The sequence below is a fragment of the Serratia sp. CY83965 genome, assembly GCF_052166375.1.
GTDB classification, from domain to species: domain Bacteria; phylum Pseudomonadota; class Gammaproteobacteria; order Enterobacterales; family Enterobacteriaceae; genus Serratia; species Serratia marcescens.
The window spans coordinates 302,933-328,007 of the sequence record NZ_JBJNOV010000001.1; the positions used below are offsets into that span (position 1 = coordinate 302,933).

The window sequence follows — 25,075 nt, forward strand, 5'->3', positions numbered from 1 at the left end:
CTCCTCCTTGTGTTAACCCACAACCAGGTTAAGCAGTTTGCCCGGAACGTAGATCACTTTACGAATCGTGACGCCGTCCAGATATTTAGCCACCAGATGCTCTTCGGCAGCGCGCGCGCGCACTTGCTCTTCGGTCGCATCGGCAGATACGGTGATTTTAGCGCGAACCTTGCCGTTCACCTGCACCACCACCAGCTTGGAGTCCTCGACCATCGCCTGCTCGTCGGCAACCGGCCATGGCGCGGTGTCCACGTCGCCTTCGCCACCCAACGCCTGCCACAGGGTGAAGCACACGTGCGGGGTGAACGGATACAGCATGCGAACCACGGCCAGCAGCGCTTCCTGCAGCAGCGCGCGATCCTGCTCGCTCTCCTGCGGCGCGCGGGCCAGCTTGTTCATCAGCTCCATCACGGCGGCGATCGCGGTGTTGAAGGTCTGACGGCGGCCGATATCGTCGGTCACCTTAGCGATGGTTTTGTGCAGATCGCGGCGCAGCGCTTTCTGATCTTCGTTCAGCGCCGCCACGTCCAGCGGCTGCACCGCGCCTTTTTCCACGTGATCGTAGGCCAGTTTCCACACGCGTTTCAGGAAGCGGTTAGCCCCTTCCACGCCGGATTCCTGCCACTCCAGCGTCATTTCTGCCGGTGAAGCGAACATCATGAACAGACGCACGGTGTCCGCGCCGTATTTTTCCACCATCTCCTGCGGGTCGATGCCGTTGTTCTTCGACTTCGACATTTTGCTCATGCCAGCATAGACCAGTTCACGGCCTTGCGGATCGGTGGCTTTAATGATGCGGCCTTTGTCGTCGCGCTCGACGGTGGCGTCAACCGGGGATACCCAGACGCGTTCGCCGCTGTTGCCGGTGTAGTAGAAGGCGTCGGCCAGCACCATGCCCTGACACAGCAGGCGCTTGGCCGGCTCGTCGGAATCCACCAGGCCCGCATCGCGCATCAGCTTGTGGAAGAAGCGGAAGTACATCAGGTGCATGATGGCGTGTTCGATGCCGCCGATATATTGATCGACCGGCAGCCAGTAGTTGGCGGCGGCCGGATCCAGCATGCCCTGGTCATACTGCGGGCAGGTGTAGCGCGCGTAGTACCAGGAAGACTCCATAAAGGTGTCGAAAGTGTCGGTTTCGCGCAGCGCCGGCTGGCCGTCGACGGTGGTCTTCGCCCACTCAGGGTCGGCCTTGATCGGGCTGGTGATGCCGTCCATGACCACGTCTTCCGGCAGGATCACCGGCAGTTGGTCTTCCGGCGTCGGCATCACGGTGCCGTCTTCCAGCGTCACCATCGGGATTGGCGCGCCCCAGTAACGCTGGCGGGAAACGCCCCAGTCGCGCAGACGGTAGTTGACCTTGCGTTGGCCGACGCCTTTGGCGACCAGTTTGTCGGCGATGGCGTTGAAGCCGGCTTCATTGTCCAGACCGTCGAACTCGCCGGAGTTGAACAGCGCGCCTTTGTCGGTCATCGCTTCGGCGCTTACGTCAGGCTGGCTGCCGTCGAGGTTCAGGATCACCGGTTTGATCGGCAAATCATATTTGGTGGCGAATTCCCAGTCGCGCTGGTCGTGCGCCGGTACCGCCATCACGGCGCCGGTGCCGTATTCCATCAGCACGAAGTTGGCGACCCACACCGGCAGCTTCTGGCCGCTCAGCGGGTGGACAACGAACAGGCCGGTCGGCATGCCTTTCTTCTCCATCGTCGCCATTTCGGCTTCGGCAACTTTGGTGTTGCGGCATTCGTCGATGAACTCGGTCAGCGCCGGATTGTTGCGCGCGCCCTGTTGCGCCAGCGGGTGGCCCGCGGCGACCGCCACGTAGGTGGCGCCCATGAAGGTGTCCGGGCGGGTGGTGTAAACCGTCAACTTCTCTTCGCTGTCCGCCACGTCGAAGGTGATTTCCACGCCTTCGGAGCGGCCAATCCAGTTGCGCTGCATGGTTTTCACCTGCTCCGGCCAGCTTTCCAGCGTGTCCAGATCGTTCAGCAGTTGATCGGCGTAAGCGGTGATTTTGATGAACCACTGTGGGATCTCTTTACGCTCGACCTTGGTGTCGCAGCGCCAGCAGCAGCCGTCGATAACCTGTTCGTTGGCCAGCACGGTCAGATCGTGCGGACACCAGTTCACCGCCGAAGTCTTCTTGTAGACCAGGCCTTTTTCATACAGTTTGGTGAAGAACCACTGTTCCCAGCGATAGTATTCCGGCTGGCAGGTGGCGATTTCGCGATCCCAGTCGTAGCCGAAGCCCAGCAGTTTCAACTGGTTCTTCATGTATTCGATGTTGTCGTAGGTCCACGGGGCCGGCGCGGTGTTGTTTTTCACCGCCGCGCCTTCCGCCGGCAGGCCGAACGCATCCCAGCCGATCGGCTGCAGTACGTTTTTGCCCAGCATGCGCTGATAGCGCGAGATCACGTCGCCGATAGTGTAGTTACGAACGTGGCCCATGTGCAGTCGGCCGGACGGGTAAGGCAGCATGGATAGGCAGTAGTACTTTTCCTTGCTGTCGTCTTCGGTAACTTTGAAAGTCTGCTTCTCTTGCCAGTGAAGCTGTACGTTCGATTCTATGTCTTCTGGACGGTATTGCTCTTGCATGGCGGCCGGTGGTCCTGTAGGTGTAAACCGTTGCCCCGGTCAGAGGCAACGCAATGAACATTTAGTATTCGTAGATCCGCATAGCATAGCTGATAAGACCTCCCGGCAACAACTCCAAGCGCCTGACTCGGCGCATTTAAAAAAAACGCCGTCATGACGCGGCTCACAACCTGCGGATCCCGCGTCTTGCCAAGTGGCATCAGTCATTTACGGCTAAAATAAGAACAAGTAGCTTAGGGGGGATCCCTACAGCCAAGTCCGGCGCAGCGTTTATCGAGGAGAGTCTATGAACAAGGTTGCTCAGTATTACCGCGAATTGGTGGCATCGTTGAGCGAACGCCTGAAAAACGGCGAACGCGATATCGATGAACTGGTGGCCAGCGCGGAGCGGCGCTTGAACGAGGCCGAAGATTTGACCCGCGACGAAGTGCGGCAGGTGACGCAGGCGGTGCGGCGCGATCTGGAAGAGTTCGCGCGCAGCTATCAGGAGAGCCGGGACGAGTTTACCGACAGCGTGTTTATGCGCGTGATCAAAGAGAGCCTGTGGCAGGAACTGGCGGATATCACCGACAAAACCCAGCTGGAGTGGCGCGAGGTGTTCAAGGATGTCAGCCACCACGGCGTTTACCACAGCGGTGAAGTGGTGGGGCTGGGCAACCTGGTGTGCGAGCAGTGTCACTACCATCTGGCGTTTTACACGCCGGAGGTGCTGCCGCTCTGTCCGAAATGCGGTCACGACCAGTTCCAGCGCCGGCCGTTTGAACCGTGATGACGTTCCCCGGCAGGGCGGGGAACGCTAAGGCCGGCGTTTAACGGAACAGTTTCTTCAGCAGATTGCTCAGGAAACCGCCGCTGACGGTTGCCGGGGCAACTTCCGCCTGCGCCGGTGCGCTGGCCGGTACGGCAACGCCGGCCGGGATTTTCTGCGCGATCGCGATGCGGCTGTCCTGGGCGGCTTTCTCCGCCGCTTCCGGGCCGTAGGCGAAGCCTTCCGCCAGCACGAATTCAACGTCGGTGATGCCGATAAAGCCCAGGAACAACTTCACGTACGGCGTGATGAGATCCGTCGGCGTGTCGGCGTGGACGCCGCCGCGGCTGGAGATGACGATCGCTTTCTTGCCCGTCACCAGCCCTTCGGCGCCGGCGGAGGTATAGCGGAACGTCTGACCGGCGCGGGCGATCAGATCGAAGTAGATCTTCAGCTGCGTCGGGATGTTGAAGTTGTACATCGGGGCGCTGATGATCAGCGTGTCGTGCGACTTCAGCTCGGCAATCAGCTCATCGGACAGCGCCAGGGTGCTTTGCTGATGCGGCGTCAGCGGTTTGTCGCCGGCGGTAAAGCCGGCCATCACTTCACCATCCAGCTCCGGCAGCGTTGGGTTGGCCAAATCGCGCACGGTGAACGTGTCTTCAGGGTGAGTTTCACGCCATTGTTCAACAAAAAAATCGACTAATTTTCCAGACTGGGAATATTCACCCAGAATGCTTGATTTCAGGACCAGTACGCGGCTCATTGGCTTATCTCCAGGCGAAGGCTAATCGGTAACGATGTCAGTCGGTGTAAACGCATGGTAGAGGCAAGCCATGAACAGTGATAGCGCAAAAATTCGCTGAGTTAAATCAAAAAAGTTGAATGAGGGGCGCGAGCGCGCCCCGATAGGATCAATAACGCGCTACGCGCTCGGCCAGCAGATCGATAAAGCCCTCGCGGTTGATGCCGGTCAGCACTTCCACGTTGGCCGCGTTGCCGGTTTGCTGGAAATAGTCCACCACCGTCATGCCGACGGTGTAGTCCCCTTTGGTCTCCACGCCGACCCAGCGTTCTACGCCGGTGAACAGCTGCGGCGCCAGCAGCCAGGCGATGGTGCAGGGATCGTGCATCGCTGCGCCGGGCAAGCCGCGCGGATGGCTGAGGTACAGCGGCAGGTAAAAATCGAGCATCTCCGCGACCGCCTGCGCGACCGGATTGTCTATCTGGCGAATGCGCTCGATATCCTGCGGCAACACCAGCGCCTGATGGGTGACGTTCAGCCCGGCCATGGTCAGCGGCACCCCGGATTTCAGCACCATTTCGGCGGCTTCGGGATCGACGAAGATGTTGAACTCCGCCACCGGCGTGGTATTGCCGGCGTTCATGCCGCCGCCCATGAATACGATGCGCTCGATGCGGCTTTTCAGCTCGGCGTGCTGGGCCAGCAGCAGGGCGATGTTGGTCATCGGGCCGGTCACCACCAGGGTGATCGGCTGCGGGCTGGCGCGCAGCAGGTCGGCGATCAGCTCAACGGCGCCGCGGGGATCGGGTTTGAGGGTCGGCGTCGGCAGGTGGGTGTTGCCCATGCCGGTTTTGCCGTGGACATAGTCGGCGATCACCAGCTCGCGCATCAGCGGGCCGCCGGCGCCGGCGGCGAACGGGATGTCCTCGCGCTGCATCAGGGTCAGCAGGCCCAGCGCGTTATGCAGGGTTTTCTCCGGCGTCTGGTTGCCGGCGGAGGTGGTAATGGCTTTGACGTCCAGCTCCGGCGAACGCAGCGCCATGGCCAGCGCGATGGCGTCGTCGAGGCCGGGATCGCAATCGATGATAATAGGGCGGGGCATGTTCTTTCTCCTCTGTTTGTTATCCAGCGAGCATCGGATCAAAACCGGGGAGAAACAAGCGCTTTTAGTGCCGGGAGAAAAGATGCGCCCCTGGCGGGGCGCATCGAGAGAGTTTAGTGCAGGATCTTGGCCAGGAAGTCCTTGGCGCGATCGGACTCGGGGTTGTTGAAGAAATCGTCTTTGTTGCGGTCTTCGACGATTTTGCCTTCGTCCATAAAGATCACCCGATTCGCCACCTTGCGGGCGAAGCCCATTTCGTGGGTTACCACCATCATGGTCATGCCTTCGTTCGCCAGTTCGACCATCACGTCCAGCACTTCGTTGATCATTTCCGGATCGAGCGCCGAGGTCGGTTCATCGAACAGCATGGCGATAGGATCCATGCACAGCGCGCGGGCGATGGCGACGCGCTGCTGCTGGCCGCCGGACAGCTGGCCGGGGAACTTGTTGGCATGGGCGGAGAGGCCGACGCGTTCAAGCAGCTTCAGGCCCTTCTCGCGTGAGGCGGTCTTATCGCGCTTGAGCACTTTCACCTGCGCCAGCGTCAGGTTGTCGATGATAGACAGGTGCGGGAACAGCTCAAAGTGTTGGAACACCATGCCGACTTTGGCACGCAGCTGCGCCAGGTTGGTTTTCTTGTCGTTGACCGGCGTGCCGTTCACCAGGATGCTTCCCTGCTGGATCGGCTCGAGGCCGTTGACGGTTTTGATCAGGGTGGACTTGCCGGAACCTGAAGGACCGCAGACGACGACCACTTCGCCTTTTTTCACTTCGGTGGTGCAATCGGTCAACACTTGGAAGTGACCGTACCACTTGGAAACATTTTTCAGGGATATCATCAAACAGTCCTTTTCTTCAAATAGCTTACCAGCGCCGAGGCGGCGAGGCTGATAACAAAATAGACAAAACCGGCGAACAGGATCATTTCAACCTGGGTGCCGTCGCGTTCGCCAATGGTCGACGCGGTGCGGAAGAAGTCGGCCAGGCTCAGTACGTAAACCAGTGAGGTATCCTGGAACAGTACGATGCCCTGAGTCAGCAGCAGCGGCACCATGGCGCGGAACGCCTGCGGCAGGATCACCAGCCGCATGGACTGCCAGTGGGTCATGCCCAGCGCCAACGCGGCGGAGGATTGGCCGCGCGAGATGCTGATGATACCGGCGCGGATGATTTCCGAGTAATAGGCCGCTTCAAACAGGGAAAAGGCTACCATAGCCGAGATCAGGCGAATATCGGTTTTCGGCGACAGGCCTAGAACCTGTTGTAATAAGCTTGGAACCACCAGATAGAACCACAGCAGCACCATCACCAGCGGCACCGAGCGGAACAGGTTAACGTACAGGGTGGCGAACCAGCTGATGGGCTTGAACGGCGACAGACGCATCACCGCCAGCACGGTGCCCCACAGAATGCCGACCACGATGGCGGTCACGGTGATCTTCAGCGTGATCGCCATGCCCTGCAGCAGATAAGGGAAGCTTGGGACGATCGACGCCCAGTCAAATTCGTACATTATTTACTCCCCAGGTTGCCAGGCAACTGCACTTTCTTTTCGACCAGACGCATAAACAGCATGATAACGGCGTTGATGCCGATATAAGCCAGCGTGATGGCGGTAAAGGATTCATAGGCGTGTGCGGAGTAATCCAACAACTTACCGGCCTGCGCGGCCATGTCCACCAGCCCGATGGTGGAGGCGATGGCGGAGTTTTTGACCAGGTTGAGCATTTCCGAGGTCATCGGCGGCACGATCACCCGGTAGGCGTTCGGCAGCAGCACGTAGCGGTAGGTTTGCGGCAGCGTCAGGCCCATCGCCAACCCGGCGGCTTTCTGGCCGCGCGGCAGGGACTGAATGGCGGCGCGCACCTGTTCGCAAACGCGGGCGGCGGTAAACAGCCCCAGGCAGAGCATGGAAGAGACGAAGAACTGCACGTTGGGATCCAGCTCGGTTTTGAACCAGGTGCCGATATTGGCCGGCAGCAGCTCGGGGATCACCAGATACCAGGTAAAGAATTGCACGATCAGCGGCACGTTGCGGAACAGTTCGACGTAACAGGTGCCGAGGGTGGAAAGAAAGCGGTTGGGCACGGTACGCAAGATACCGAACAGTGAACCGACGAAGAAAGCGATAATCCAGGCACAGACGGAGAGGGCCACCGTGACCTGAAAGCCGGACCAGATCCAGCCGAGGTAAGTGGTGTTCCCAAACGGGGCCTGCTGCAGGAAGATACCCCAGTTCCAATCTATTGACATAACAAACTCCGATAAACGGGCGCAGGGCGCCGAAGATTGATGACTTGATGAGCGCCGATCGCCGCGCGGCCAGTCTGGCTGGCTTGTTGTGTACGGGTGTCGGTGATGCGCCTTGGGGAAAATGAGGGAGGGGAACGGCCCCCCTCATTCCTGTCTGTCCCAGTCATCAACTGGGCCGGTTTGGCCTGGCGGCCGCCCCGGCTTTTGTTCTATTTAGTTCAACGCTTTGTCGTTAGGCTCTTTGAACAGCTGCTTCATGTCGTCCGACAGTTCGAAGTTCATGTTGAGGTTTTTCGGTGGAATAGGCTGCTTGAACCATTTCTCAAACCACTTGGCCGCTTCACCGGAAGTTTGCGCCTGGGCGATGGTGTCATCGACCAGCTTTTTAAACTCAGGATCGTCTTTGCGCAGCATGCAGCCGTAGGCTTCTTTCGACTGCGGCGTGCCGATGATTTCCCACTGATCCGGTTTCTTGGCCTTGGCGCGTTCGCCCGCCAGCAGGGCGTCGTCCATCATGAAGGCCACCGCGCGGCCGCTTTCCAGGGTACGGAAGGAGTCGCCGTGGTCTTTGGCGCTGATGATGCGCATGTTCATTTTGTCGCTGTCGTTCAGCTTGTTCAGCAGCACTTCGGAGGTGGTGCCGGAGGTGACCACCACCGGTTTGCCGGCCAGGTCCTTAAAGTCTTTGATGTCGGAGCCTTTTTTCACCAGCAAGCGGGTGCCGACCACGAAAATGGTGTCGGAGAAGGCGGCCTGTTTCTGGCGCTCGAGGTTATTGGTGGTGGAGCCGCACTCGAAATCATAGGTGCCGTTTTGCAGCAGCGGGATGCGGTTCTGCGAGGTAATCGGCAGCATTTTCACCTGCAGATTCGGCGCATTCAGCTTTTTCTTAACGGCTTCAACGATTTGGTTGGAGTAGTCCTGAGAGTAGCCCACAACTTTTTGTTGGTTGTCGTAGTAGGAGAACGGCACTGACGATTCGCGGTGGCCGACAACGATCACGCCATTGTCTTTGATTTTCTTCAGCGTACCGGTCAGGTCTTCCGCATGCGCCACGCTACCTGCCGCACCGAGCAGCAGTAACGATAACGCCAATTTACGCATTTGCATGGTCCAACTCCTTTGCTGTTGTTGTGGCTCTGACTAAAGAGCGTCAGGTTAAATCGACTGTTTATTGCTCAAGTTATAAAGATAGTCTTATGAACTGAACGCTGTTAAAAAATAACCGATTGTGAACACATTGAAACTAAAATGTTTCATTTTTTGAGACGCCGCGCGCACCAAATCAATGCAACAAAACGTCGGCGCCCCCGCGTGGTGCGCTTAATGCACCTAAAATGTGCGCAGGTGCGACAAAACGTCAGCAAAAGTAAACCGGCGCGCGTTGTCGCCATAGATAAAAGCAAGGAGTGTGCCAGCCGCGTTGATTTAACGACGTTTTCTGACTGAGGTGGGGATATTGACGGGAACGCGGGGCGCGGCGGGCGCGCCCCGTCGAAGAGGATTATTTGCGGCGCAGGCCCAACATCAGCGCCCAGCCGCCCAGCAGCAGGGTAATCACCCACAGAGGTGTGGCGCCGAAGCGCGCATAAGGCGTGACGCCGGTGGTCGGCGTGACCTTCACTTCGAGCACCTGGCGGGTAAACTGCGGGATCTCGGCGATCACCTCGCCGTTCGCATCCACTGCGGCGGTAACACCGTTATTGGTGCTGCGCAGCAGCGGCCGGCCGAGCTCCAGCGCCCGCATGCGCGCCATCTGGAAGTGCTGCCACGGGCCGATGGAGTGACCGAACCAGGCATCGTTGGAGATGGTCAGCAGGAAGTTGGTGTCCGGGCGGAAGTTATCGCGCACCTGCTGGCCCAGCACGATTTCGTAACAGATGGCCGCCGTCAGGTTGTAGCCGCGTACGCTGAGCTGCGGCTGCACGTAGTCGCCGCGGCTGAAACCGGACATCGGCAGATTGAAGAACGGCGCGATAGGGCGCAACAGTTCACCCAGCGGCACGAACTCGCCGAACGGCACCAGGTGGTGCTTGTTGTAGCGATCCTTGGCCGGGTAGCTGTACGGCGTCGGTTCGCCCAGCACGATGGCGCTGTTGTATTCCTGCACGCCTTGCGGGGTGGCGCGCGCATCGACGATCCCCGTGATCAGGCTGCTGTTCTTCGCCCGCATCAGGTCATCCATCATGGTCAGGAAGCCGTTCTGACGCGGCTCGAAGTCAGGGATGGCGGACTCCGGCCAGATGATGATCGGCGCTTTGCCCATGTAGGGGCGGGTTTCGTCCAGATAGGTTTGCAGCGTGCTGAGCAGAATGCTCGGATCCCACTTCATCGACTGGGGAATGTTGCCTTGCACCATGGCGACGTTCACCGCTTTCTCCGGCTGCGGGGTAAACCACTGCAGCTGGCGCAGCGGCCACGGCAACAGCAGCAGCGCGGCGGCAATCACGGCTGCCGAGAGACGGCGCTGATTGACGGCGTACACCAGCAGGCCGGCGATGGCCATCAGCACAAAGGTGATGGCGTCGACGCCCAGCAGTGGCGCGATGCCCTTCAGCGGGCCATTGATCTGGCTGTAGCCGAACTGCAGCCACGGGAAGCCGGTCAGCACCCAGCCGCGCAGGAATTCGGTCACCTGCCACAGCGCCGGCGCGGCGATGGCCAGCCGCCACCAGCGGGTGGCCGGCCACAAGCGCGTCAACAGCCCGGCGAACAGCCCGGTATACAGCGACAGGTAAGCGGCGAGCAGTACCACCAGGAAGACGTTGACGGCGAAGGGCATGCCGCCGAAATCGGCGATGCTGACATACACCCAGTTGATGCCGCTGCCGAACAGCCCGAAGCCCCAGACAAAGCCGAGCAGGGCGGACTGTTTGGTGGTGCGATTGAGGGTAACGGCCAGCAGGCCGAACAGGGAAACGATGGCCGCGGGCCAGAAGTCGTAGGGCGAGAACGCCAGCGTCCCGCCGGCACCTGACAACAGCGCCAGCAGGGCGCGAACCCGCTGGCGTTCAAGTAATGAGGCTTTAGCCATGTTGGATTTAATCTTCCAGTTTCGGTGGTGGAGAATCGTCCGGAATTTTTACATGAACCTGGATGATACGTCGACTGTCGGCCATGGCAACTTTAAATAGGTAACCTTCGATTTCAATGGTTTCCCCGCGCGCCGGCAGGTGGCCGAAGGCCTGCATCACCAGACCGCCGATGGTATCGACCTCGTCGTCGCTGAAGTGGGTGCCGAAGGCTTCGTTGAAGTCTTCGATCGGCGCCAGCGCGCGCACGGTGTACATGTGGCGGCTGAGCTGACGGATATCCAGATCGTCTTCGTCGTCGTATTCGTCTTCGATCTCGCCGACGATCAGTTCCAGGATATCTTCGATGGTGACCAGGCCGGACACGCCGCCGAATTCGTCAATGACAATCGCCATGTGATAGCGCTGGGAGCGGAACTCTTTCAGCATCCGGTCGACGCGCTTGCTTTCCGGCACCACCACTGCGGTGCGCAGCACCTTGTCGATGCTGAACGGCTCGGAGTCTGCGCGCATGAACGGCAGCAGATCCTTGGCCATCAGGATGCCTTCGATGTGATCTTTGTCTTCGCTGATCACCGGGAAGCGCGAGTGTGCGGAGTCGATAATCACGTCCAGGCACTCTTCCAGCGTCTGGTTGCGCTTGAGCGTCACCATCTGGGAGCGGGGGATCATGATGTCGCGCACGCGCTGTTCGGCGATATCCATCACGCCTTCCAGCATGTCGCGGGTATCGGGATCGATCAGGTCGTTTTGTTCGGAATCGCGGATCAGCTCGACCAGATCGCCACGGTTTTTGGGCTCGCCGTGGAACAGCTGGTTAAGGATAAGAGTAAAGAACCCCTTCTTGGGACTGGGGCTGTCATTGCTTTGTGAATGGTCGTCGCTCATGGCGTTTTCGTTACTGTCACTCATGTCAGAGTTAAGGGGCGTCAGCGACAGCCCCGCAAAGGGGCTGTAGGGTAAACGGCTGACGTCAGACGGGGTCTTTTTCCGCCAGGTACGGATCAGGATAGCCCAGTCCGTGCATGATTTCGGTTTCCAAAGACTCCATTTCTTCGGCTTCATCGTCTTCGATGTGGTCATACCCTAGCAGATGGAGGCTGCCGTGGACAACCATATGCGCCCAGTGGGCCTCCAGCGTTTTGCCTTGCTCAATCGCTTCCTGCTCAACCACCTGACGGCAGATGATCAGATCGCCGAGCAGCGGCAGCTCGATGCCCGGCGGGGCTTCGAACGGGAAAGAGAGCACGTTGGTCGGCTTGTCTTTGCCGCGGTAGGTCAGGTTCAGCTCGTGGCTTTCCGCTTCGTCCACCAGACGCACGGTCACCTCGGCCTCTTCCTGAAATTGCGGCAGCACGCCTTCCAGCCAGCGCTGGAAGGTGGCCTCGTCCGGCAGGCCGTCGCTGCTTTCACAGGCAATCTGCAAATCCAAAATCACCTGGCTCATGGTGTCTCCTGCTCGGAGGCGGCGAGCGCCTCGCGCTTACGTTGTTCGGCAATCGCGTCTTTGCGTTTCTGTTCGGCCGCTTCCCAGGCCTCATAGGCGATGACCACGCGGGCCACCACCGGGTGGCGCACTACGTCTTCGCTGTGGAAGAAGTTGAAGCTCAGCTCCTCCACGTCCGACAGCACTTCCACCGCGTGGCGCAGGCCGGATTTCTGGTTGCGCGGCAGGTCGATCTGGGTGACGTCGCCGGTGATGACCGCCTTCGAGTTGAAGCCGATGCGCGTCAGGAACATCTTCATCTGCTCGATGGTGGTGTTCTGGCTCTCATCCAGGATGATAAAGGCGTCGTTCAGCGTGCGGCCGCGCATATAGGCCAGCGGCGCGACTTCGATCACGTTGCGCTCAATGAGCTTCTCCACGCGCTCGAAGCCCAGCATTTCGAACAGGGCGTCGTACAACGGGCGCAGATAAGGATCGACCTTCTGGCTCAGATCGCCCGGCAGGAAGCCCAGCTTTTCGCCGGCTTCGACCGCGGGGCGGGTCAGCAGTATGCGGCGAATTTCCTGGCGTTCCAGCGCATCCACCGCAGCGGCGACCGCCAGGTAGGTTTTGCCGGTGCCCGCCGGGCCGATGCCGAAGGTGATGTCGTGATCGAGAATGTTGGCGATGTACTGCGCCTGGTTAGGCGTGCGCGGTTTCACCATGCCGCGCTTGGTTTTAATGGTGACCGCCTTGCCGTAATCCGGCACGCTGTCGGCCACCTGTTCCAGCACCCGGCTCTCTTTGATCGCCAGATGGATTTGCTCCGGATCGATATCCGGGATCACGCCGCGAATCGGCGCGGTATCCACGTAAAGATGGCGCAGGATATCGGCGGCGGCGACCACGCACAGGTTCTTGCCGACCAGCTTGAAACGGTTGTCGCGGCGATTGATTTCGATGCCCAATCGGCGCTCGAGTTGTTTGATGTTGTCATCAAACGGGCCGCACAGGCTGAGCAAACGCTTGTTGTCTGCGGGCTCTAACAAAATTTCTTGTGTTGCGACGTTCAAACTATTCCTCTAGGTCACATCGGGCCTGGTTGATGTCACATAGCGCGTCCGGGACGCGCGCGTTCAGGGCGAGCCTGAATACTCTCTTTCTTGAATTATTCATGGTGCGCCGCAACGGCGCAAGTTTACCGCTGATCTATCTGTGCGCCGTCGGCGGAATTCAAGGGAAGATCAGGAAAAAACGCGGCGGGGCGCAAAGCCCGCCGCGTCATCACAGGACAAGACCGCTGGGAATCAGTTCTTTTTCACGAATTCGGACTTCAGTTTCATCGGGCCGAAACCGTCGATTTTGCAGTCGATGTTGTGATCGCCTTCCACCAGACGAATGTTTTTCACCTTGGTGCCGATCTTCAGCATCGAGGAGCTGCCTTTGACCTTCAGGTCTTTGACCACGGTGACCGCATCGCCGTCTGCCAGCAGGTTGCCGTTGGCGTCTTTGACGATCAGCGCATCCTGATCTTCCGCCGGGGCGCTGTCGCTCCACTCGTGGGCGCACTCAGGGCAAATGAACAGGGCATTGTCCTGGTAGGTGTATTCGGAGTTGCACTTCGGGCAGTGTGGGAGTTGCATGTTATGTCGCCTCTTCAACAATAAAAAATAGAAAAAAGAACATCACCGGGCGCGGACGCCCGGCGGAGAAACGGTAAGGAATAGCGTGAATGGGCGGCGATATGGCGGCCGCCGCGGCGTCAGGGCTGGTAAATGCCGACGCCCAGCGCGTTTTCTTTGCGGGTACGGGCGATCACCGACTGCGGGGATTCATGTACGCGCAGATCCATCTGCTGTTCGGTGCGCACCACTGCGCCACGCAGGGTGTTGGTCAGCACCTCGGTAATTTCCACGTCGACAAACTGGCCGATCATGTCAGGCGTGCCTTCGAAGTTTACCACACGGTTGCATTCCGTGCGCCCGGCCAGTTCCATCACGCTTTTGCGCGAGGTGCCTTCCACCAGAATACGCTGGACGGTGCCGAGCATGCGGCGGCTGAACTGCAGCGCCTGCTGGTTGATGCGATCCTGCAGAATGTACAGCCGCTGCTTTTTCTCTTCTTCGCTGACGTCGTCAACCATGTCCGCCGCCGGCGTACCGGGGCGCGACGAATAGATGAAGCTGAAGCTGACGTCGAAGTTGACGTCGGCGATCAGGTTCATGGTCTGTTCGAAGTCGGCCTGGCTCTCGCCCGGGAAACCGACGATGAAATCGGAGCTGAGCTGAATGTTCGGGCGCGCCTTGCGCAGCTTGCGGATAATCGCCTTGTACTCCAGCGCGGTGTGCGCGCGTTTCATCATGGTCAGGATGCGATCCGAACCGCTCTGCACCGGCAGATGCAGGAAGCTGACCAGCTCCGGCGTGTCTTCGTACACCGCGATGATATCGTCGGTGAACTCGATAGGGTGGCTGGTGGTGAAGCGAATGCGATCGATGCCGTCGATGGCGGCCACCAGGCGCAGCAGTTCGGCGAACGAGCAGATATCGCCGTCATGCGTGGCGCCGCGATAAGCGTTGACGTTTTGGCCGAGCAGGTTGACCTCGCGCACGCCCTGCGCCGCCAACTGGGCGATTTCGAACAGCACGTCGTCGCTCGGGCGGCTCACTTCCTCGCCGCGGGTGTAAGGCACCACGCAGAAAGTGCAGTATTTGTTGCAGCCTTCCATGATCGACACGAATGCGGTCGGGCCTTCGGCGCGCGGCTCCGGCAGGCGGTCGAACTTTTCGATCTCCGGGAAGCTGATATCGACCACCGGGCTGCGGGTGCCCTGAACGTGGTTGATCATTTCCGGCAGGCGGTGCAGGGTCTGCGGGCCGAATACCACGTCGACGCAGGGCGCGCGGCTGCGGATAAGCTCCCCTTCTTGCGAGGCCACGCAACCGCCGACCCCGATGATGACAGACGGGTTCTTTTCTTTCAGCAAGCGCCAGCGCCCCAGCATGGCGAAAACTTTCTCCTGCGCTTTTTCGCGGATCGAGCAGGTGTTCAGCAACAGCACGTCCGCTTCTTCGGCGTTGTCGGTCCACTCGAAGCCGTGCGTGCTGTTCAACAGGTCGGCCATTTTCGATGAATCGTACTCATTCATCTGGCAGCCCCAGGTTTTGATATGTAGTTTTTTCGTCATTGACTTGCCATTACTCAGTGCGGAGCGAAAGTTGCGTTACGCGACATGCAGGGCGCGTATTGTAATCATTTGCCGCCGTTGTGACCAGCGCGGGGGAAAATGGCACGCAACCTGAAGCCGAAGCGAAAATCCGGTACACTGCGCAAAACGCCATCCCGGGTGGGATGGCGAGCATTCACACAGAAAACATAGCCAATATGAAGACATCTCAAAATCGGTATGACGCGGTGGTGGTGGGCGGCGGCATGGTCGGCGCGGCGGCGGCCCTCGGGCTGGCGCAGGCGGGCTGGTCGGTGGCGTTGCTGGAACATCAGGCGCCGCAGGCGTTCGAGGCGCAAAGCCCGCCGGACCTGCGCATTTCCGCTATCGGCTGCACCTCGGTGGGGCTGCTGAAACAGCTCGGCGCCTGGCCGGCCGTGACGGCGATGCGCACGGCGCCGTATCGCCGGCTGGAGACCTGGGAATGGGCATCGTCGCGGGTGGCGTTCGACGCGGTGTCCCTGGGGCTGCCGGAGCTGGGCTTTATGGTGGAAAACCGTATTCTGCAGCTGGCGCTGTGGCAGCAGTTCGCGCAGTGCGCCAATCTGACGTTGCTGTGCCCCGCCAGGCTGCAATCGCTGCAGCGGGCGGACAAGGCCTGGCAGTTGACGCTGGACAGCGGTGAAACGCTGCAGGCGCGGCTGGTTATCGGCGCCGATGGTGCCAACTCGCAGGTGCGCAAGCTGGCGGCGATCGGCACCAACGGTTGGCAGTATCGTCAGGCATGCATGTTGATCACCGTCGATACCGGCGCGCCGCAGCAGGATGTGACCTGGCAGCGCTTCTTCCCGTCCGGGCCGCGCGCCTTCCTGCCGCTGTACGACAGTTGGGCATCGCTGGTGTGGTATGACAGCCCGCAGCGCATTCGCCAACTGCAGGCGATGCCGCCGGCGCAGCTGGAGCGCGAGATCGCCGCCGCTTTTCCAGCGCGACTGGGCCCGGTCAAGGTGCACACCGCCGGATCGTTCCCGTTGACGCGGCGTCATGCGCAGCGTTACGTGCTGCCGGGGCTGGCGCTGCTGGGGGATGCCGCGCATACCATCAACCCGCTGGCCGGGCAGGGCGTCAATCTGGGGTATCGCGATGTGGATGCCTTGTTGAATGTGTTGAGCGAGGCGCGGGATCAGGGAGAGGACTGGAGCAGCGAGGCGGTGCTGTTGCGTTATCAGCGTCGCCGTCGCACCGACAATCTGCTGATGCAGAGCGGCATGGATCTGTTTTATACCGCCTTCAGCAATAACCTGGCGCCGCTGAACGTGGCGCGCAATCTGGCGCTGATGGCCGCGCAGCGGGCGGGCAAGCTGAAAGAGCATGCGTTGAAGTACGCGTTGGGATTGTAACCGGTAGGGCTCAGCGGCGGCTGGGCCCGTTAGGATTGGCTGAACGCCAGACAGCAAAAAGCCCGCCGAAGCGGGCTTTTCTAAATATGGCTGGGGTGCCAGGATTCGAACCTGGGTATGCTGGTATCAGAAACCAGAGCCTTACCGCTTGGCGACACCCCAATTATGGTGGCTACGACGGGATTTGAACCTGTGACCCCATCATTATGAGTGATGTGCTCTAACCAGCTGAGCTACGTAGCCGATGTTACTTTTTACTTCTTTGATTTGCAAGCAGTTTGTTATGGCTGGGGTACCTGGATTCGAACCAGGGAATGCCGGTATCAAAAACCGGTGCCTTACCGCTTGGCGATACCCCACCTGCAAACAAATCTTATGTTGAAACCCCGTTCCCGAAAGAATATGGCTGGGGTACCTGGATTCGAACCAGGGAATGCCGGTATCAAAAACCGGTGCCTTACCGCTTGGCGATACCCCATCAACATACTGCGCCGACGATGAAGAGAAATGGTGCGGGAGGCGAGACTTGAACTCGCACACCTTGCGGCGCCAGAACCTAAATCTGGTGCGTCTACCAATTTCGCCACTCCCGCAAATGCAAAAAAGAGATGGTGGCTACGACGGGATTCGAACCTGTGACCCCATCATTATGAGTGATGTGCTCTAACCAGCTGAGCTACGTAGCCCTCTTTTTTTGCTTTGCCTTCATCGGCGTTGCGGGGCGCATTATGCGTATATGACCGATTTGCGTCAACAAGTTTTTTCCCGAAAAAGCGCCCGGAAGCGCCGTTTGTCTGGGTTGTGAACATTATGGCGATAAAATCGGCAATTCAGGCAGTTGGCGGAGGAAAAAGGCAACAAAAAGGCGGGCCAAAAGGCCCGCCCCAAGGGAAAACGCCGCGCGATTATTTATAGGCGGCCTGATGCACGCCGACGGCGCGGCCGGAAGGATCGTCCATCTTCTTGAACGATTCGTCCCATTCGATGGCCTTGGCGGACGAGCAGGCGACGGACGGGCCGCCCGGCACGCATTCGGCGGCGCTCGGCAGCGGGAACAGCTCCTCGAAGATTTCGCGGTACAGGTAGCCTTCTTTAGAGGTCGGCGTGTTGTACGGGAAGCGGAAACGCGCGGTTTCGAGCTGTTGATCGCTGATTTGCTGCGCAGCGACCTCTTTTAGCGTGTCGATCCAACTGTAGCCAACGCCGTCGGAGAACTGCTCTTTCTGGCGCCAGGCCACGCTGGCCGGCAAATAGGACTCGAAACATTCGCGAACGATGTGTTTTTCCATTTTGCCGTTGCCGCACATTTTATCTTTCGGGTTGATGCGCATCGCCACGTCGAGGAATTTCTTGTCCAGGAACGGCACGCGGGCTTCGACGCCCCAGGCGGACATCGCCTTGTTGGCGCGCGCGCAGTCGAACATGTGCAGCGCCAGCAGTTTACGCACGGTCTCTTCGTGGAATTCGCGGGCGTCCGGCGCCTTATGGAAGTACAGGTAGCCGCCGAACACTTCGTCCGCGCCTTCGCCGGAGAGCACCATCTTGATGCCCATCGCCTTGATTTTGCGCGACATCAGGTACATCGGCGTCGAGGCGCGAATGGTGGTGACGTCGTAGGTTTCGATGTGATAAATCACGTCGCGGATGGCGTCCAGGCCTTCCTGCACGGTGAAGTGGATTTCATGGTGCACGGTGCCCAGATGGTTGGCCACCTCTTGCGCGGCGCGCAGATCCGGCGAGCCTTCCAGGCCGACGGCGAAGGAGTGCAACTGCGGCCACCAGGCCTCGCTGCGTTCCTGATCCTCCACGCGGCGCGCGGCGTATTTCTTAGTGATCGCCGAGATGACCGAGGAATCCAGCCCGCCCGACAGCAGCACGCCGTAGGGCACGTCGGACATCAGGTGGCTTTTCACCGACTCTTCCAGCGCGGTGCGCAGGGCGGCGGCGTCGGTCACGTTGTCCTTGACGCTGTCGTAATCGAACCAGTCGCGGCGATAATATTCACGGATCTCACCGTCCTGGCTCCACAGATAGCTGCCGGCCGGGAATTCCTTGATGGTGCGGCACACCGGCACCAGCGCTTTCATTTCCGAGGCGACGTACAGGTTGCCGTGCTCGTCGTGGCCCATGTACAGCGGAATGATGCCCAGGTGATCGCGGCCGATCAGGTAGGCGTCTTTTTCGGTGTCATACAGGGCGAAGGCGAACATGCCTTGCAGATCGTCGAGGAAGTCCGGGCCTTTCTCCTGGTACAGCGCTAGGATCACTTCACAGTCGGAACCGGTCTGGAACGCATAGCGGTCGCTCAGCTGTTGGCGCAGCGTCTGATGGTTGTAAATTTCGCCGTTGACCGCCAGAACGTGGGTGTGCGCAGCGTTGTACAGCGGTTGAGCGCCGTTGTTGACGTCGACGATCGACAGGCGTTCGTGAGCCAGAATGGCTTTGTCGCTGGCGTAAACGCCGGACCAATCCGGGCCGCGGTGGCGCATCAGACGTGACAGCTCCAGCGCTTTCTTACGCAGTTCAACGGGATCGGACTTCAGATCGAGCACACCGAAAATAGAACACATACAACTCTCCTAACGGGCTTTTATGACTGTGATGTTGTTTTTTACTCTTATGGGCAGCATTGCCGATTTATCAGCGATAACCCGGTTTTGCTGCGCTGTGGTTATGAAAATGCGCCAAAAGCTGCGGGAGATGCAAGCGTTTTAGCCATGCGTTGAGAAATAGTTGTTTGCTTAGGTGCGGTTTTTAACGGATATTCAGTTATCGGCGTGAAAAATTATCGATTATGCAATTTTTAGCGTGATGGCGAGATTGCCGGCCAGTTTGACCGGCAATCGATTAGCGATTAGGCGATGAGCTGCCACAGGGTGAAGGCGGCGTCCGGCGTCCAGCCGGCGTTGGAAGTGTGCGCCTGGATACAGGTGTATTTCTTGCCTTTATAGCTCACCACGTCGCCGGCTTTGTAGCTGTGGTTGTTCTGCCACTCGGGCGCACCCGGATCGGGCGGCGTGCCGTCGTTGGCGGTTTTGACCGCCAGCGCGCTGCTCGGCAGCGAGGTATTGCCCTGGCTGTCGGTTGCGGTAACGAAGTAGCTGTACTGGGTGGCCGGGGTCAGGCCGCTGTCGGTCAGCGACAGGCCGGCGGTCTGGCCGATCGGATTGCCGTTGCGGTAGACGGTGTAGCTGGCGATCGGTAACGCGCCGGTGGCGGCGGCCCAGCTCAGTTTCAGCGAGGTGGCGCCCAGCTCGGCGACCGTCAGCGCCGTCGGCGCATTAGGCTTTCCCGGCGGCGGGGTGACGCCGCCCTGAATCAGCGGCGCATAGCGGGTTTTGAATTCCCAGTTGTAGGCCACGCCGGCTTTGCTCTTGCCGTTGTCCCAGTTGATCGACCAGGTCATCAGGCCCTTGATCGACAGGCTTTTGGCGTCGAGACGCGCGAAGGCGTTATACACCGCCTGTTTGTCGATCACGTAGCCGGTGGCGGCGGCATCGTTGTTGCTCGGCAGGCCGATGACGAATTTCGCCGCCGGGATTTTCGCATAGCCGCGGGTGCCGGTGACCAGGCTTTCCGTCAGATAGTAGAGGAAGTCCTCTTTCATGGCGTCGTTATTCTGCGTGATCCAGGCGTTGAGTTCATCCACCCAAATACCGTCGCCGCCCTGGTTGTAATATTGCGGCGCAATAAAGTCGTAATAGCCTTCAAGGGCGTTGATATAATCCAGATAGGTGCCGTTGGTGCGCAAATACGGGAATTCCGGCGCCATGCTGATAATAAAGTTTTTCCCCTGCGCGGCGTAATGGTCTTTTACTTTTTTCAATGCCGCAGGCAAGACGGTTTTATTATTGGCGGCGCCGATCGCCGCCTGTTCCAGATCGATATCCAGGCCGTCGAAGCCATAGACTTCCACCAGGCGAATAATCTCGTCTTTCAGCTTGTCTTCGTCGCCGGTCTTCAGCTCGATATGCGCGTCTGCGCCGCCGAGGGAGATCAGCACCGCGCGGCCCTGGCTGTTCAGCACGCCCACCTGGCGGCGAAACTCGGCGTCGGACAGGTTGTAAGGTTTGAAGGTCGGGATGCCTTGGCCTTTCATAAAGGCGACGGCCACTACGTTGTACTCGGCGGGAATGTCGGTCAGATTCATATTGGCGAACTGGCCTTGTTGATAACCGTCACTGGCGCCGGCGGCCCAGTTGTGCCAGAAACCCATCAGGATCTTTTTATTGGCAATAGACGGCATAATGGCCGCGTCATCGGCGGCGACGGCATTAATAATGTTATTTGTGCTCATGGTGGCCTCATTCATTAAGGGGGAGAGTTTTTCGCTCGCCGGCAATATCAGCTATTGGCGGGGCGTAAACTTATAATGAGGATTTTTAGCGCAGGCAGGCTGAAACCTTTTGCGGCCATGAACGAATTAAATTCAAACTGCGGTCAGGAAGAGGGAAATAATGGCGGCCGGGCAGCCGCCATCGATGGATCAGAAGATGGTGATATCGGCGACGGAAGGGTAGACGTAGCTCGGGCGGAACGGCATGGTTTCGATGTCGCTCAGCGTGGAGACGCCGGACAGCACCAGCACGGTTTCCAGGCCGGCCTGGAAGCCCGCCAGAATGTCGGTGCGCAGGTTGTCGCCGACGATCACCGTCTCTTCCGAGTGCGCCTGCATTTTGTTCAGTGCGGCGCGAATGATCCACGGGCTGGGCTTGCCGACATAAAACGGCTTGCGGCCGGTGATCTTCTCGATGGGCGCGCACAGGGCGCCGCAGGCCGGCGAGAAGCCGTGGCCGTGGCTATCCGGATTGGTCGCGATAAAGCGCGCGCCGTTACTGACGAAGTAGGCGGCTTTGTGCATCATGTCCCAGTTGTAAGAGCGGGTTTCACCGACGATCACAAAATCCGGGTTGATGTCGGTGATGGTGAAACCGGCTTTGTACAGCTCATGGATCAGCGCACCTTCGCCGACCACATAGGCTTTTTTGCCTTCCTGACGGCGCAGGAAGTCGGCGGTGGCCATCGCCGAGGTATAGAACGCGCTCTCCGGCACTTCCAGCCCGGCGGCGGCGAAGCGGTTCGCCAGATCCTGTGCGGTCTGTGACGGGTAGTTGGTCAGCACCACCAGCGGCATGCCTTGTTCCTGGATGCGCGCCAGGAACAGATCGGCGCCGGGCACCGGCGTATTGTCATGCAGCAGCACGCCGTCGATATCGCATATAACGTTTTTGATTTTCATTTGTCGCTGTTTCTCATGATTACGGCAGGCAAGAAGTGACGATAACACACCTGCCAGAAGCGGCGGATCAGCTTTCCAGCAATCGCTGCAAGAGCACGCCGTTGAGCATCGCGCGTTTGGCCAGGGCGAAAGCGCCGATCGCCGAGCGATGATTGAGTTCGGAGGTCACCACCGGCAGATTTTTGCGGAAGTCCTTCAGCACCTGGGTATTGATGCAGCTTTGGATCGCCGGCAGCAGCACCTTGTCCGCTTCGGTGATCTCACCGGCGATCACCACCTTCTGCGGATTGAACAGGTTGATGGCGATGGCCACCGCCTTGCCCAGATAGCGGCCGACGTGTTCGATCACTTCGCTGGCCAGCAGATCGCCGCGGTTGGCGGCCTTGCAGATGGCGTTGATGCCGCAGTCTTCCAGCGTCAGTTTGCTCGGGTAGCCCTGGCTCAGCAGCTGGCGCACGCGCTGTTCGATCGCCGCGTTGGCGGCCACCGTTTCCAGGCAGCCGAAGTTGCCGCAGTGGCAGCGTTCGCCGAGCGGATCGATCTGGATATGGCCGATCTCGCCGACGTTGCCGTTGTTGCCGAGAAAAATCTGCCCGTTGACGATGATGCCGGCGCCGGTGCCGCGGTGCAGGCGCACCAGAATCGAGTCTTCACAGTCGCGGGTGGCGCCGAAGTAGTGCTCCGCCAGCGCCAGGCTGCGGATATCGTGGCCGACGAAGCTGGTGACGTTAAAGCGCTGCTGCAGGTTGTCCACCAGCGCCCAGTTGCTGACGCTGATGTGCGGCATATAGCGCACCACGCCCAGCGCCGGATCCACCAGGCCGGGCAGGATCACCGCGATGGCGATCAGCTCGCGCAGGCGGCGCTGGTTCGCTTCGATGAATTGAGTGATGGCGGCGAACAGCGCATTCTCCAGCGTTTCCTGGGTGCGTTCCGGCAGCGGATAGTGTTCTTCACTGAGCGATTTACCGCTCATGTCATACAGCGTGATGGTGGCGTCGTGGCGGCCGAGGCGCACCGCGACGGTATGGAAATGACGGGTTTCCGACACGATGGAGATCGCGCGGCGGCCGCCGGTGGAGGCTTGCTGATCGACTTCTTTGATCAACCCGCGCTCCAGCAGCTGGCGAGTAATCTTAGTGACGCTGGCGGGGGCGAGCTGGCTGAGTTCGGCGATTTGAATGCGCGAGATCGGGCCCTGTTGGTCGATCAGGCGATAAACTGCCGCGCCGTTAAGTTGTTTGACTAAGTCAACGTTCCCTATTTGTGCTTGTCCGCCAGTGCTCATCAATAATGTTACTCGCTGTTCATTGAATTAAACCTCGTTACCGTTAACGAGCGTTTTGGTGATCTTGAAATCACGGGTGAAGGCGGTCAGGTTAGCCACCTTGCCGGCTTCGAGGGTGCCCAGACGGTGATCGACGCCGATCGCGCGCGCCGGGTACAGCGTCGCCATGCGCAGCGCTTCGTCCAGCGCGATGCCGATATGCTCGACGCTGTTTTGCACCGCTTCGATCATGGTCAGCGCGGAACCGCTCAGGGTGCCGTTCTCATCCACGCACAGCCCATCCCGATAGTATATTGTTTTACCGGCGAAAATAAATTGGTCAATATTTGCACCCGCCGGTGCGGTCGCGTCGGTGACCAAGACCAATTTATCACCTTTCAGGCGTTTGGCGTTACGGATACTCGCCCAGGCTACGTGATGGCCGTCGGCGATGATGCCGGTATAGACCTCCGGCGTATCGAAGATAGCCCCCATCAGCCCCGGTTCGCGGCCGGTGATATACGGCATGGCGTTGTACAGGTGGGTGGCGAAACTGATGCCGGCGGCGAAGCCGGTGCGCGCCTGATCGTAGGTGGCGTTCGAGTGGCCGGCGGAGACCACGATGCCGGTCTCAGTCAGCTGCTTGATAAAGTGCGGCTCAACCATTTCCGGCGCCAGCGTCACCTTGGTGATCACGTCGGCGTTGGCGCACAGGTAATCGATCATGTCCTGGGACGGCTTGCGAATGAACGCCGGGTTGTGGGTGCCTTTTTTCACCGGGCTGAGGTACGGCCCTTCCAGGTGCAGGCCCAACGCCTGGTTTTGGTGCTTTCTCAGATAAGCGCGCATCACGTCGACGCTGTGCTTCATGAATTCGTCGCTGCTGGTGATCAGCGTCGGCAGATAGCTGGTGCAGCCGGATTTCTCGTTGGCGCGCTGCATGATCTCCAGCGTTTCTTCCGAGATGGCTTCCAGCGAATCGTTGAACTGGACGCCGCCGCAGCCGTTCAGCTGCACGTCGATAAGCCCGGGGGCCAGGATGGCGCCACCCAGGTCGCGCGTTTCGATGCCGGCGGGCAATTCAGCCACCGGGCAGACTTTCTCAATCAGCCCATCAGCGATAATGACTGCATGGTCATCAAGTACGTCGTGGCCGGTATAGATTCGGCCGTGGGTTAAAGCGAACATCGTAGCCCCCTGCAAAGATTAAAGACTTTTCACGCTTTCCGCTTCTAACTCGCGGAAATATTTGACGGTTTTGACTTTCAGTTCCATGGTGGCCGGTTCGTCGCACACCACCACCGCTTTGGCGTGCAGCTGCAGGCAGCTGATGGTCCACATGTGGTTGATGTTGCCTTCCACAGCGGCTTCCAGCGCCTGCGCCTTGGCGTGGCCGGTCACCAGGATCATCACCTCTTCCGCGTCCAGCAGCGTACCCACGCCGACGGTCAGCGCATATTTCGGCACCAGGCTGACGTCGCCGCCGAAGAAGCGCGAGTTGGCGATGCGGGTGTCTTCGGTCAGCGTTTTGATGCGGGTGCGCGAAGCCAGGGACGAAGCCGGCTCGTTGAACGCGATATGGCCGTCGATACCCACGCCGCCCATGAACAGGTTAATTTTGCCGTAAGACTTGATCTTCTCTTCGTACTGGCGGCACTCTGCGTCGACATCCGCGGCGTTGCCGTTCAGCAGATTGATATTTTCACGAGGAATATCAATGTGGTCAAAGAAGTTGCGGTACATGAAGGTGTGGTAGCTTTCCGGGTGTTCCTGCGGCAGGCCAACGTACTCGTCCATGTTGAAAGTCACAACATGCTTAAAGCTTACTTCACCTGCTTTGTGCATCGCAATCAGATGTTTGTAGGCTTCCAGCGGCGTGCCGCCGGTAGGCAGGCCGAGTACAAACGGGCGCTCTGCGGTTGGCTTGAATGCGTTGATGCGTTGAACGATATGACGCGCGGCCCATTTGCCGACTTGTGCGGTATCTTTCAGTGGGATAAGTCTCATCTAACACCTCTTGGGATAAGTAAACTAAAGCTATACTGTACGGGCCTGCGGGAGTCCTAAGCGTAACCCAGCTTTATGATTCTCGCGTGAATCGT

The 25,075-nt window shown here is 59.3% G+C and carries 21 protein-coding genes and 6 tRNA genes; 2 read left to right on the forward strand and 25 right to left on the reverse strand.

Annotated features, from left to right (window positions below):
- Positions 1–12: 12 nt before the first annotated feature.
- Positions 13–2,595 (reverse strand): leucine--tRNA ligase, encoded by a 2,583-nt coding sequence (gene leuS / locus ACJ8PL_RS01515; protein WP_079449580.1) that lies wholly within the window; start codon positions 2,593–2,595, stop codon positions 13–15.
- 286 nt (positions 2,596–2,881) lie between these two features.
- On the opposite strand from leuS, the gene ACJ8PL_RS01520 reads away from it, so the two are divergent.
- A complete protein-coding gene (locus tag ACJ8PL_RS01520; RefSeq protein WP_004939988.1) occupies positions 2,882–3,364 on the forward strand; it encodes a zinc ribbon-containing protein in 483 nt (160 codons plus the stop codon).
- 40 nt (positions 3,365–3,404) lie between these two features.
- On the opposite strand, the gene ACJ8PL_RS01525 is transcribed toward ACJ8PL_RS01520, so the two are convergent.
- The 12 genes from ACJ8PL_RS01525 to miaB form a co-directional block, all read right to left on the reverse strand.
- Positions 3,405–4,109, reverse strand: a complete 705-nt coding sequence (locus ACJ8PL_RS01525) for an FMN-dependent NADH-azoreductase (RefSeq protein WP_016928769.1) — start codon at positions 4,107–4,109, stop codon at positions 3,405–3,407.
- A gap of 148 nt (positions 4,110–4,257) precedes the next feature.
- Complete coding sequence (gene rihA, locus ACJ8PL_RS01530) at positions 4,258–5,190, reverse strand: pyrimidine-specific ribonucleoside hydrolase RihA (protein ID WP_442530759.1); 933 nt, start codon at positions 5,188–5,190, stop codon at positions 4,258–4,260.
- A 113-nt stretch (positions 5,191–5,303) separates the two neighbouring features.
- Entirely contained in the window at positions 5,304–6,029 is a 726-nt protein-coding gene (locus tag ACJ8PL_RS01535; protein ID WP_004939983.1) for an amino acid ABC transporter ATP-binding protein, read from the reverse strand.
- Positions 6,029–6,703 carry a glutamate/aspartate ABC transporter permease GltK gene (gene gltK, locus ACJ8PL_RS01540; RefSeq protein ID WP_015376945.1) on the reverse strand — a complete coding sequence of 225 codons (675 nt, stop codon included), beginning with the start codon at positions 6,701–6,703 and terminating at the stop codon, positions 6,029–6,031. Before gltK ends, ACJ8PL_RS01535 begins: the two co-directional genes overlap by 1 nt.
- Complete coding sequence (locus ACJ8PL_RS01545; protein ID WP_004939979.1) at positions 6,703–7,443, reverse strand: amino acid ABC transporter permease; 741 nt, start codon at positions 7,441–7,443, stop codon at positions 6,703–6,705. The genes gltK and ACJ8PL_RS01545 overlap by 1 nt, the downstream gene beginning before the upstream one ends.
- A 213-nt stretch (positions 7,444–7,656) precedes the next feature.
- Positions 7,657–8,553: an amino acid ABC transporter substrate-binding protein gene (locus ACJ8PL_RS01550; protein ID WP_004939976.1), complete on the reverse strand. Its 897-nt coding sequence runs from the start codon at positions 8,551–8,553 to the stop codon at positions 7,657–7,659.
- 394 nt (positions 8,554–8,947) lie between these two features.
- Positions 8,948–10,477 carry an apolipoprotein N-acyltransferase gene (lnt, locus tag ACJ8PL_RS01555; protein ID WP_016928767.1) on the reverse strand — a complete coding sequence of 510 codons (1,530 nt, stop codon included), beginning with the start codon at positions 10,475–10,477 and terminating at the stop codon, positions 8,948–8,950.
- A 7-nt stretch (positions 10,478–10,484) separates the two neighbouring features.
- Complete coding sequence (corC, locus tag ACJ8PL_RS01560) at positions 10,485–11,363, reverse strand: CNNM family magnesium/cobalt transport protein CorC (RefSeq protein WP_004939973.1); 879 nt, start codon at positions 11,361–11,363, stop codon at positions 10,485–10,487.
- An 85-nt stretch (positions 11,364–11,448) separates the two neighbouring features.
- Positions 11,449–11,922 (reverse strand): rRNA maturation RNase YbeY, encoded by a 474-nt coding sequence (gene ybeY, locus ACJ8PL_RS01565; protein WP_016928766.1) that lies wholly within the window; start codon positions 11,920–11,922, stop codon positions 11,449–11,451.
- Entirely contained in the window at positions 11,919–12,974 is a 1,056-nt protein-coding gene (locus tag ACJ8PL_RS01570; RefSeq protein WP_025301852.1) for a PhoH family protein, read from the reverse strand. Before ACJ8PL_RS01570 ends, ybeY begins: the two co-directional genes overlap by 4 nt.
- Before the next feature lie 234 nt (positions 12,975–13,208).
- Entirely contained in the window at positions 13,209–13,544 is a 336-nt protein-coding gene (locus ACJ8PL_RS01575) for a zinc ribbon domain-containing protein YjdM (protein WP_016928764.1), read from the reverse strand.
- A 119-nt stretch (positions 13,545–13,663) separates the two neighbouring features.
- Positions 13,664–15,088, reverse strand: coding sequence for a tRNA (N6-isopentenyl adenosine(37)-C2)-methylthiotransferase MiaB (gene miaB / locus ACJ8PL_RS01580; protein ID WP_004939964.1), 1,425 nt, complete (start codon positions 15,086–15,088; stop codon positions 13,664–13,666).
- A gap of 197 nt (positions 15,089–15,285) precedes the next feature.
- On the opposite strand from miaB, the gene ubiF reads away from it, so the two are divergent.
- Positions 15,286–16,467, forward strand: a complete 1,182-nt coding sequence (gene ubiF / locus ACJ8PL_RS01585) for a 3-demethoxyubiquinol 3-hydroxylase (protein ID WP_079449579.1) — start codon at positions 15,286–15,288, stop codon at positions 16,465–16,467.
- A gap of 87 nt (positions 16,468–16,554) precedes the next feature.
- Here the strand turns inward: ubiF and ACJ8PL_RS01590 are convergent.
- The 12 genes from ACJ8PL_RS01590 to nagB form a co-directional block, all read right to left on the reverse strand.
- Positions 16,555–16,629: transfer RNA gene (locus tag ACJ8PL_RS01590), tRNA-Gln, on the reverse strand.
- Between the two features lie 4 nt (positions 16,630–16,633).
- Positions 16,634–16,710 (reverse strand) — tRNA-Met (locus ACJ8PL_RS01595).
- A gap of 41 nt (positions 16,711–16,751) precedes the next feature.
- A tRNA-Gln gene (locus ACJ8PL_RS01600) sits at positions 16,752–16,826 on the reverse strand.
- A gap of 44 nt (positions 16,827–16,870) precedes the next feature.
- A tRNA-Gln gene (locus ACJ8PL_RS01605) sits at positions 16,871–16,945 on the reverse strand.
- A gap of 30 nt (positions 16,946–16,975) precedes the next feature.
- Positions 16,976–17,060 (reverse strand) — tRNA-Leu (locus ACJ8PL_RS01610).
- Positions 17,061–17,076: 16 nt separating this feature from the next.
- Positions 17,077–17,153, reverse strand: a tRNA-Met gene (locus ACJ8PL_RS01615).
- A gap of 219 nt (positions 17,154–17,372) precedes the next feature.
- Positions 17,373–19,037 (reverse strand): asparagine synthase B, encoded by a 1,665-nt coding sequence (gene asnB, locus ACJ8PL_RS01620; protein WP_048795479.1) that lies wholly within the window; start codon positions 19,035–19,037, stop codon positions 17,373–17,375.
- 284 nt (positions 19,038–19,321) lie between these two features.
- Positions 19,322–20,764 carry a carbohydrate-binding protein gene (locus ACJ8PL_RS01625; protein ID WP_079449577.1) on the reverse strand — a complete coding sequence of 481 codons (1,443 nt, stop codon included), beginning with the start codon at positions 20,762–20,764 and terminating at the stop codon, positions 19,322–19,324.
- Between the two features lie 189 nt (positions 20,765–20,953).
- Positions 20,954–21,706: an HAD-IIA family hydrolase gene (locus ACJ8PL_RS01630; RefSeq protein ID WP_004939957.1), complete on the reverse strand. Its 753-nt coding sequence runs from the start codon at positions 21,704–21,706 to the stop codon at positions 20,954–20,956.
- Positions 21,707–21,773: 67 nt separating this feature from the next.
- Positions 21,774–22,994: a DNA-binding transcriptional regulator NagC gene (gene nagC, locus ACJ8PL_RS01635; protein ID WP_016928760.1), complete on the reverse strand. Its 1,221-nt coding sequence runs from the start codon at positions 22,992–22,994 to the stop codon at positions 21,774–21,776.
- Between the two features lie 27 nt (positions 22,995–23,021).
- Positions 23,022–24,161, reverse strand: a complete 1,140-nt coding sequence (gene nagA / locus ACJ8PL_RS01640; protein ID WP_442530760.1) for an N-acetylglucosamine-6-phosphate deacetylase — start codon at positions 24,159–24,161, stop codon at positions 23,022–23,024.
- 18 nt (positions 24,162–24,179) lie between these two features.
- Positions 24,180–24,980 (reverse strand): glucosamine-6-phosphate deaminase, encoded by an 801-nt coding sequence (gene nagB, locus ACJ8PL_RS01645; protein WP_016928758.1) that lies wholly within the window; start codon positions 24,978–24,980, stop codon positions 24,180–24,182.
- Positions 24,981–25,075: the final 95 nt, after the last annotated feature.

Bases quoted from the DNA above. Each gene is read 5' to 3' on its own strand.
- corC (WP_004939973.1), bottom strand. From the start codon at position 11,363: ATGAGCGACGACCATTCACAAAGCAATGACAGCCCCAGTCCCAAGAAG.
- ACJ8PL_RS01525 (WP_016928769.1), bottom strand. From the start codon at position 4,109: ATGAGCCGCGTACTGGTCCTGAAATCAAGCATTCTGGGTGAATATTCC.
- gltK (WP_015376945.1), bottom strand. From the start codon at position 6,703: ATGTACGAATTTGACTGGGCGTCGATCGTCCCAAGCTTCCCTTATCTG.
- ACJ8PL_RS01630 (WP_004939957.1), bottom strand. From the start codon at position 21,706: ATGAAAATCAAAAACGTTATATGCGATATCGACGGCGTGCTGCTGCAT.
- lnt (WP_016928767.1), bottom strand. From the start codon at position 10,477: ATGGCTAAAGCCTCATTACTTGAACGCCAGCGGGTTCGCGCCCTGCTG.
- ACJ8PL_RS01575 (WP_016928764.1), bottom strand. From the start codon at position 13,544: ATGCAACTCCCACACTGCCCGAAGTGCAACTCCGAATACACCTACCAG.
- ACJ8PL_RS01625 (WP_079449577.1), bottom strand. From the start codon at position 20,764: ATGAGCACAAATAACATTATTAATGCCGTCGCCGCCGATGACGCGGCC.
- leuS (WP_079449580.1), bottom strand. From the start codon at position 2,595: ATGCAAGAGCAATACCGTCCAGAAGACATAGAATCGAACGTACAGCTT.
- nagC (WP_016928760.1), bottom strand. From the start codon at position 22,994: ATGAGCACTGGCGGACAAGCACAAATAGGGAACGTTGACTTAGTCAAA.
- nagA (WP_442530760.1), bottom strand. From the start codon at position 24,161: ATGTTCGCTTTAACCCACGGCCGAATCTATACCGGCCACGACGTACTT.
- ACJ8PL_RS01520 (WP_004939988.1), top strand. From the start codon at position 2,882: ATGAACAAGGTTGCTCAGTATTACCGCGAATTGGTGGCATCGTTGAGC.
- rihA (WP_442530759.1), bottom strand. From the start codon at position 5,190: ATGCCCCGCCCTATTATCATCGATTGCGATCCCGGCCTCGACGACGCC.
- ubiF (WP_079449579.1), top strand. From the start codon at position 15,286: ATGAAGACATCTCAAAATCGGTATGACGCGGTGGTGGTGGGCGGCGGC.
- ACJ8PL_RS01535 (WP_004939983.1), bottom strand. From the start codon at position 6,029: ATGATATCCCTGAAAAATGTTTCCAAGTGGTACGGTCACTTCCAAGTG.
- ACJ8PL_RS01545 (WP_004939979.1), bottom strand. From the start codon at position 7,443: ATGTCAATAGATTGGAACTGGGGTATCTTCCTGCAGCAGGCCCCGTTT.
- miaB (WP_004939964.1), bottom strand. From the start codon at position 15,088: ATGACGAAAAAACTACATATCAAAACCTGGGGCTGCCAGATGAATGAG.
- ybeY (WP_016928766.1), bottom strand. From the start codon at position 11,922: ATGAGCCAGGTGATTTTGGATTTGCAGATTGCCTGTGAAAGCAGCGAC.
- asnB (WP_048795479.1), bottom strand. From the start codon at position 19,037: ATGTGTTCTATTTTCGGTGTGCTCGATCTGAAGTCCGATCCCGTTGAA.
- ACJ8PL_RS01550 (WP_004939976.1), bottom strand. From the start codon at position 8,553: ATGCAAATGCGTAAATTGGCGTTATCGTTACTGCTGCTCGGTGCGGCA.
- nagB (WP_016928758.1), bottom strand. From the start codon at position 24,980: ATGAGACTTATCCCACTGAAAGATACCGCACAAGTCGGCAAATGGGCC.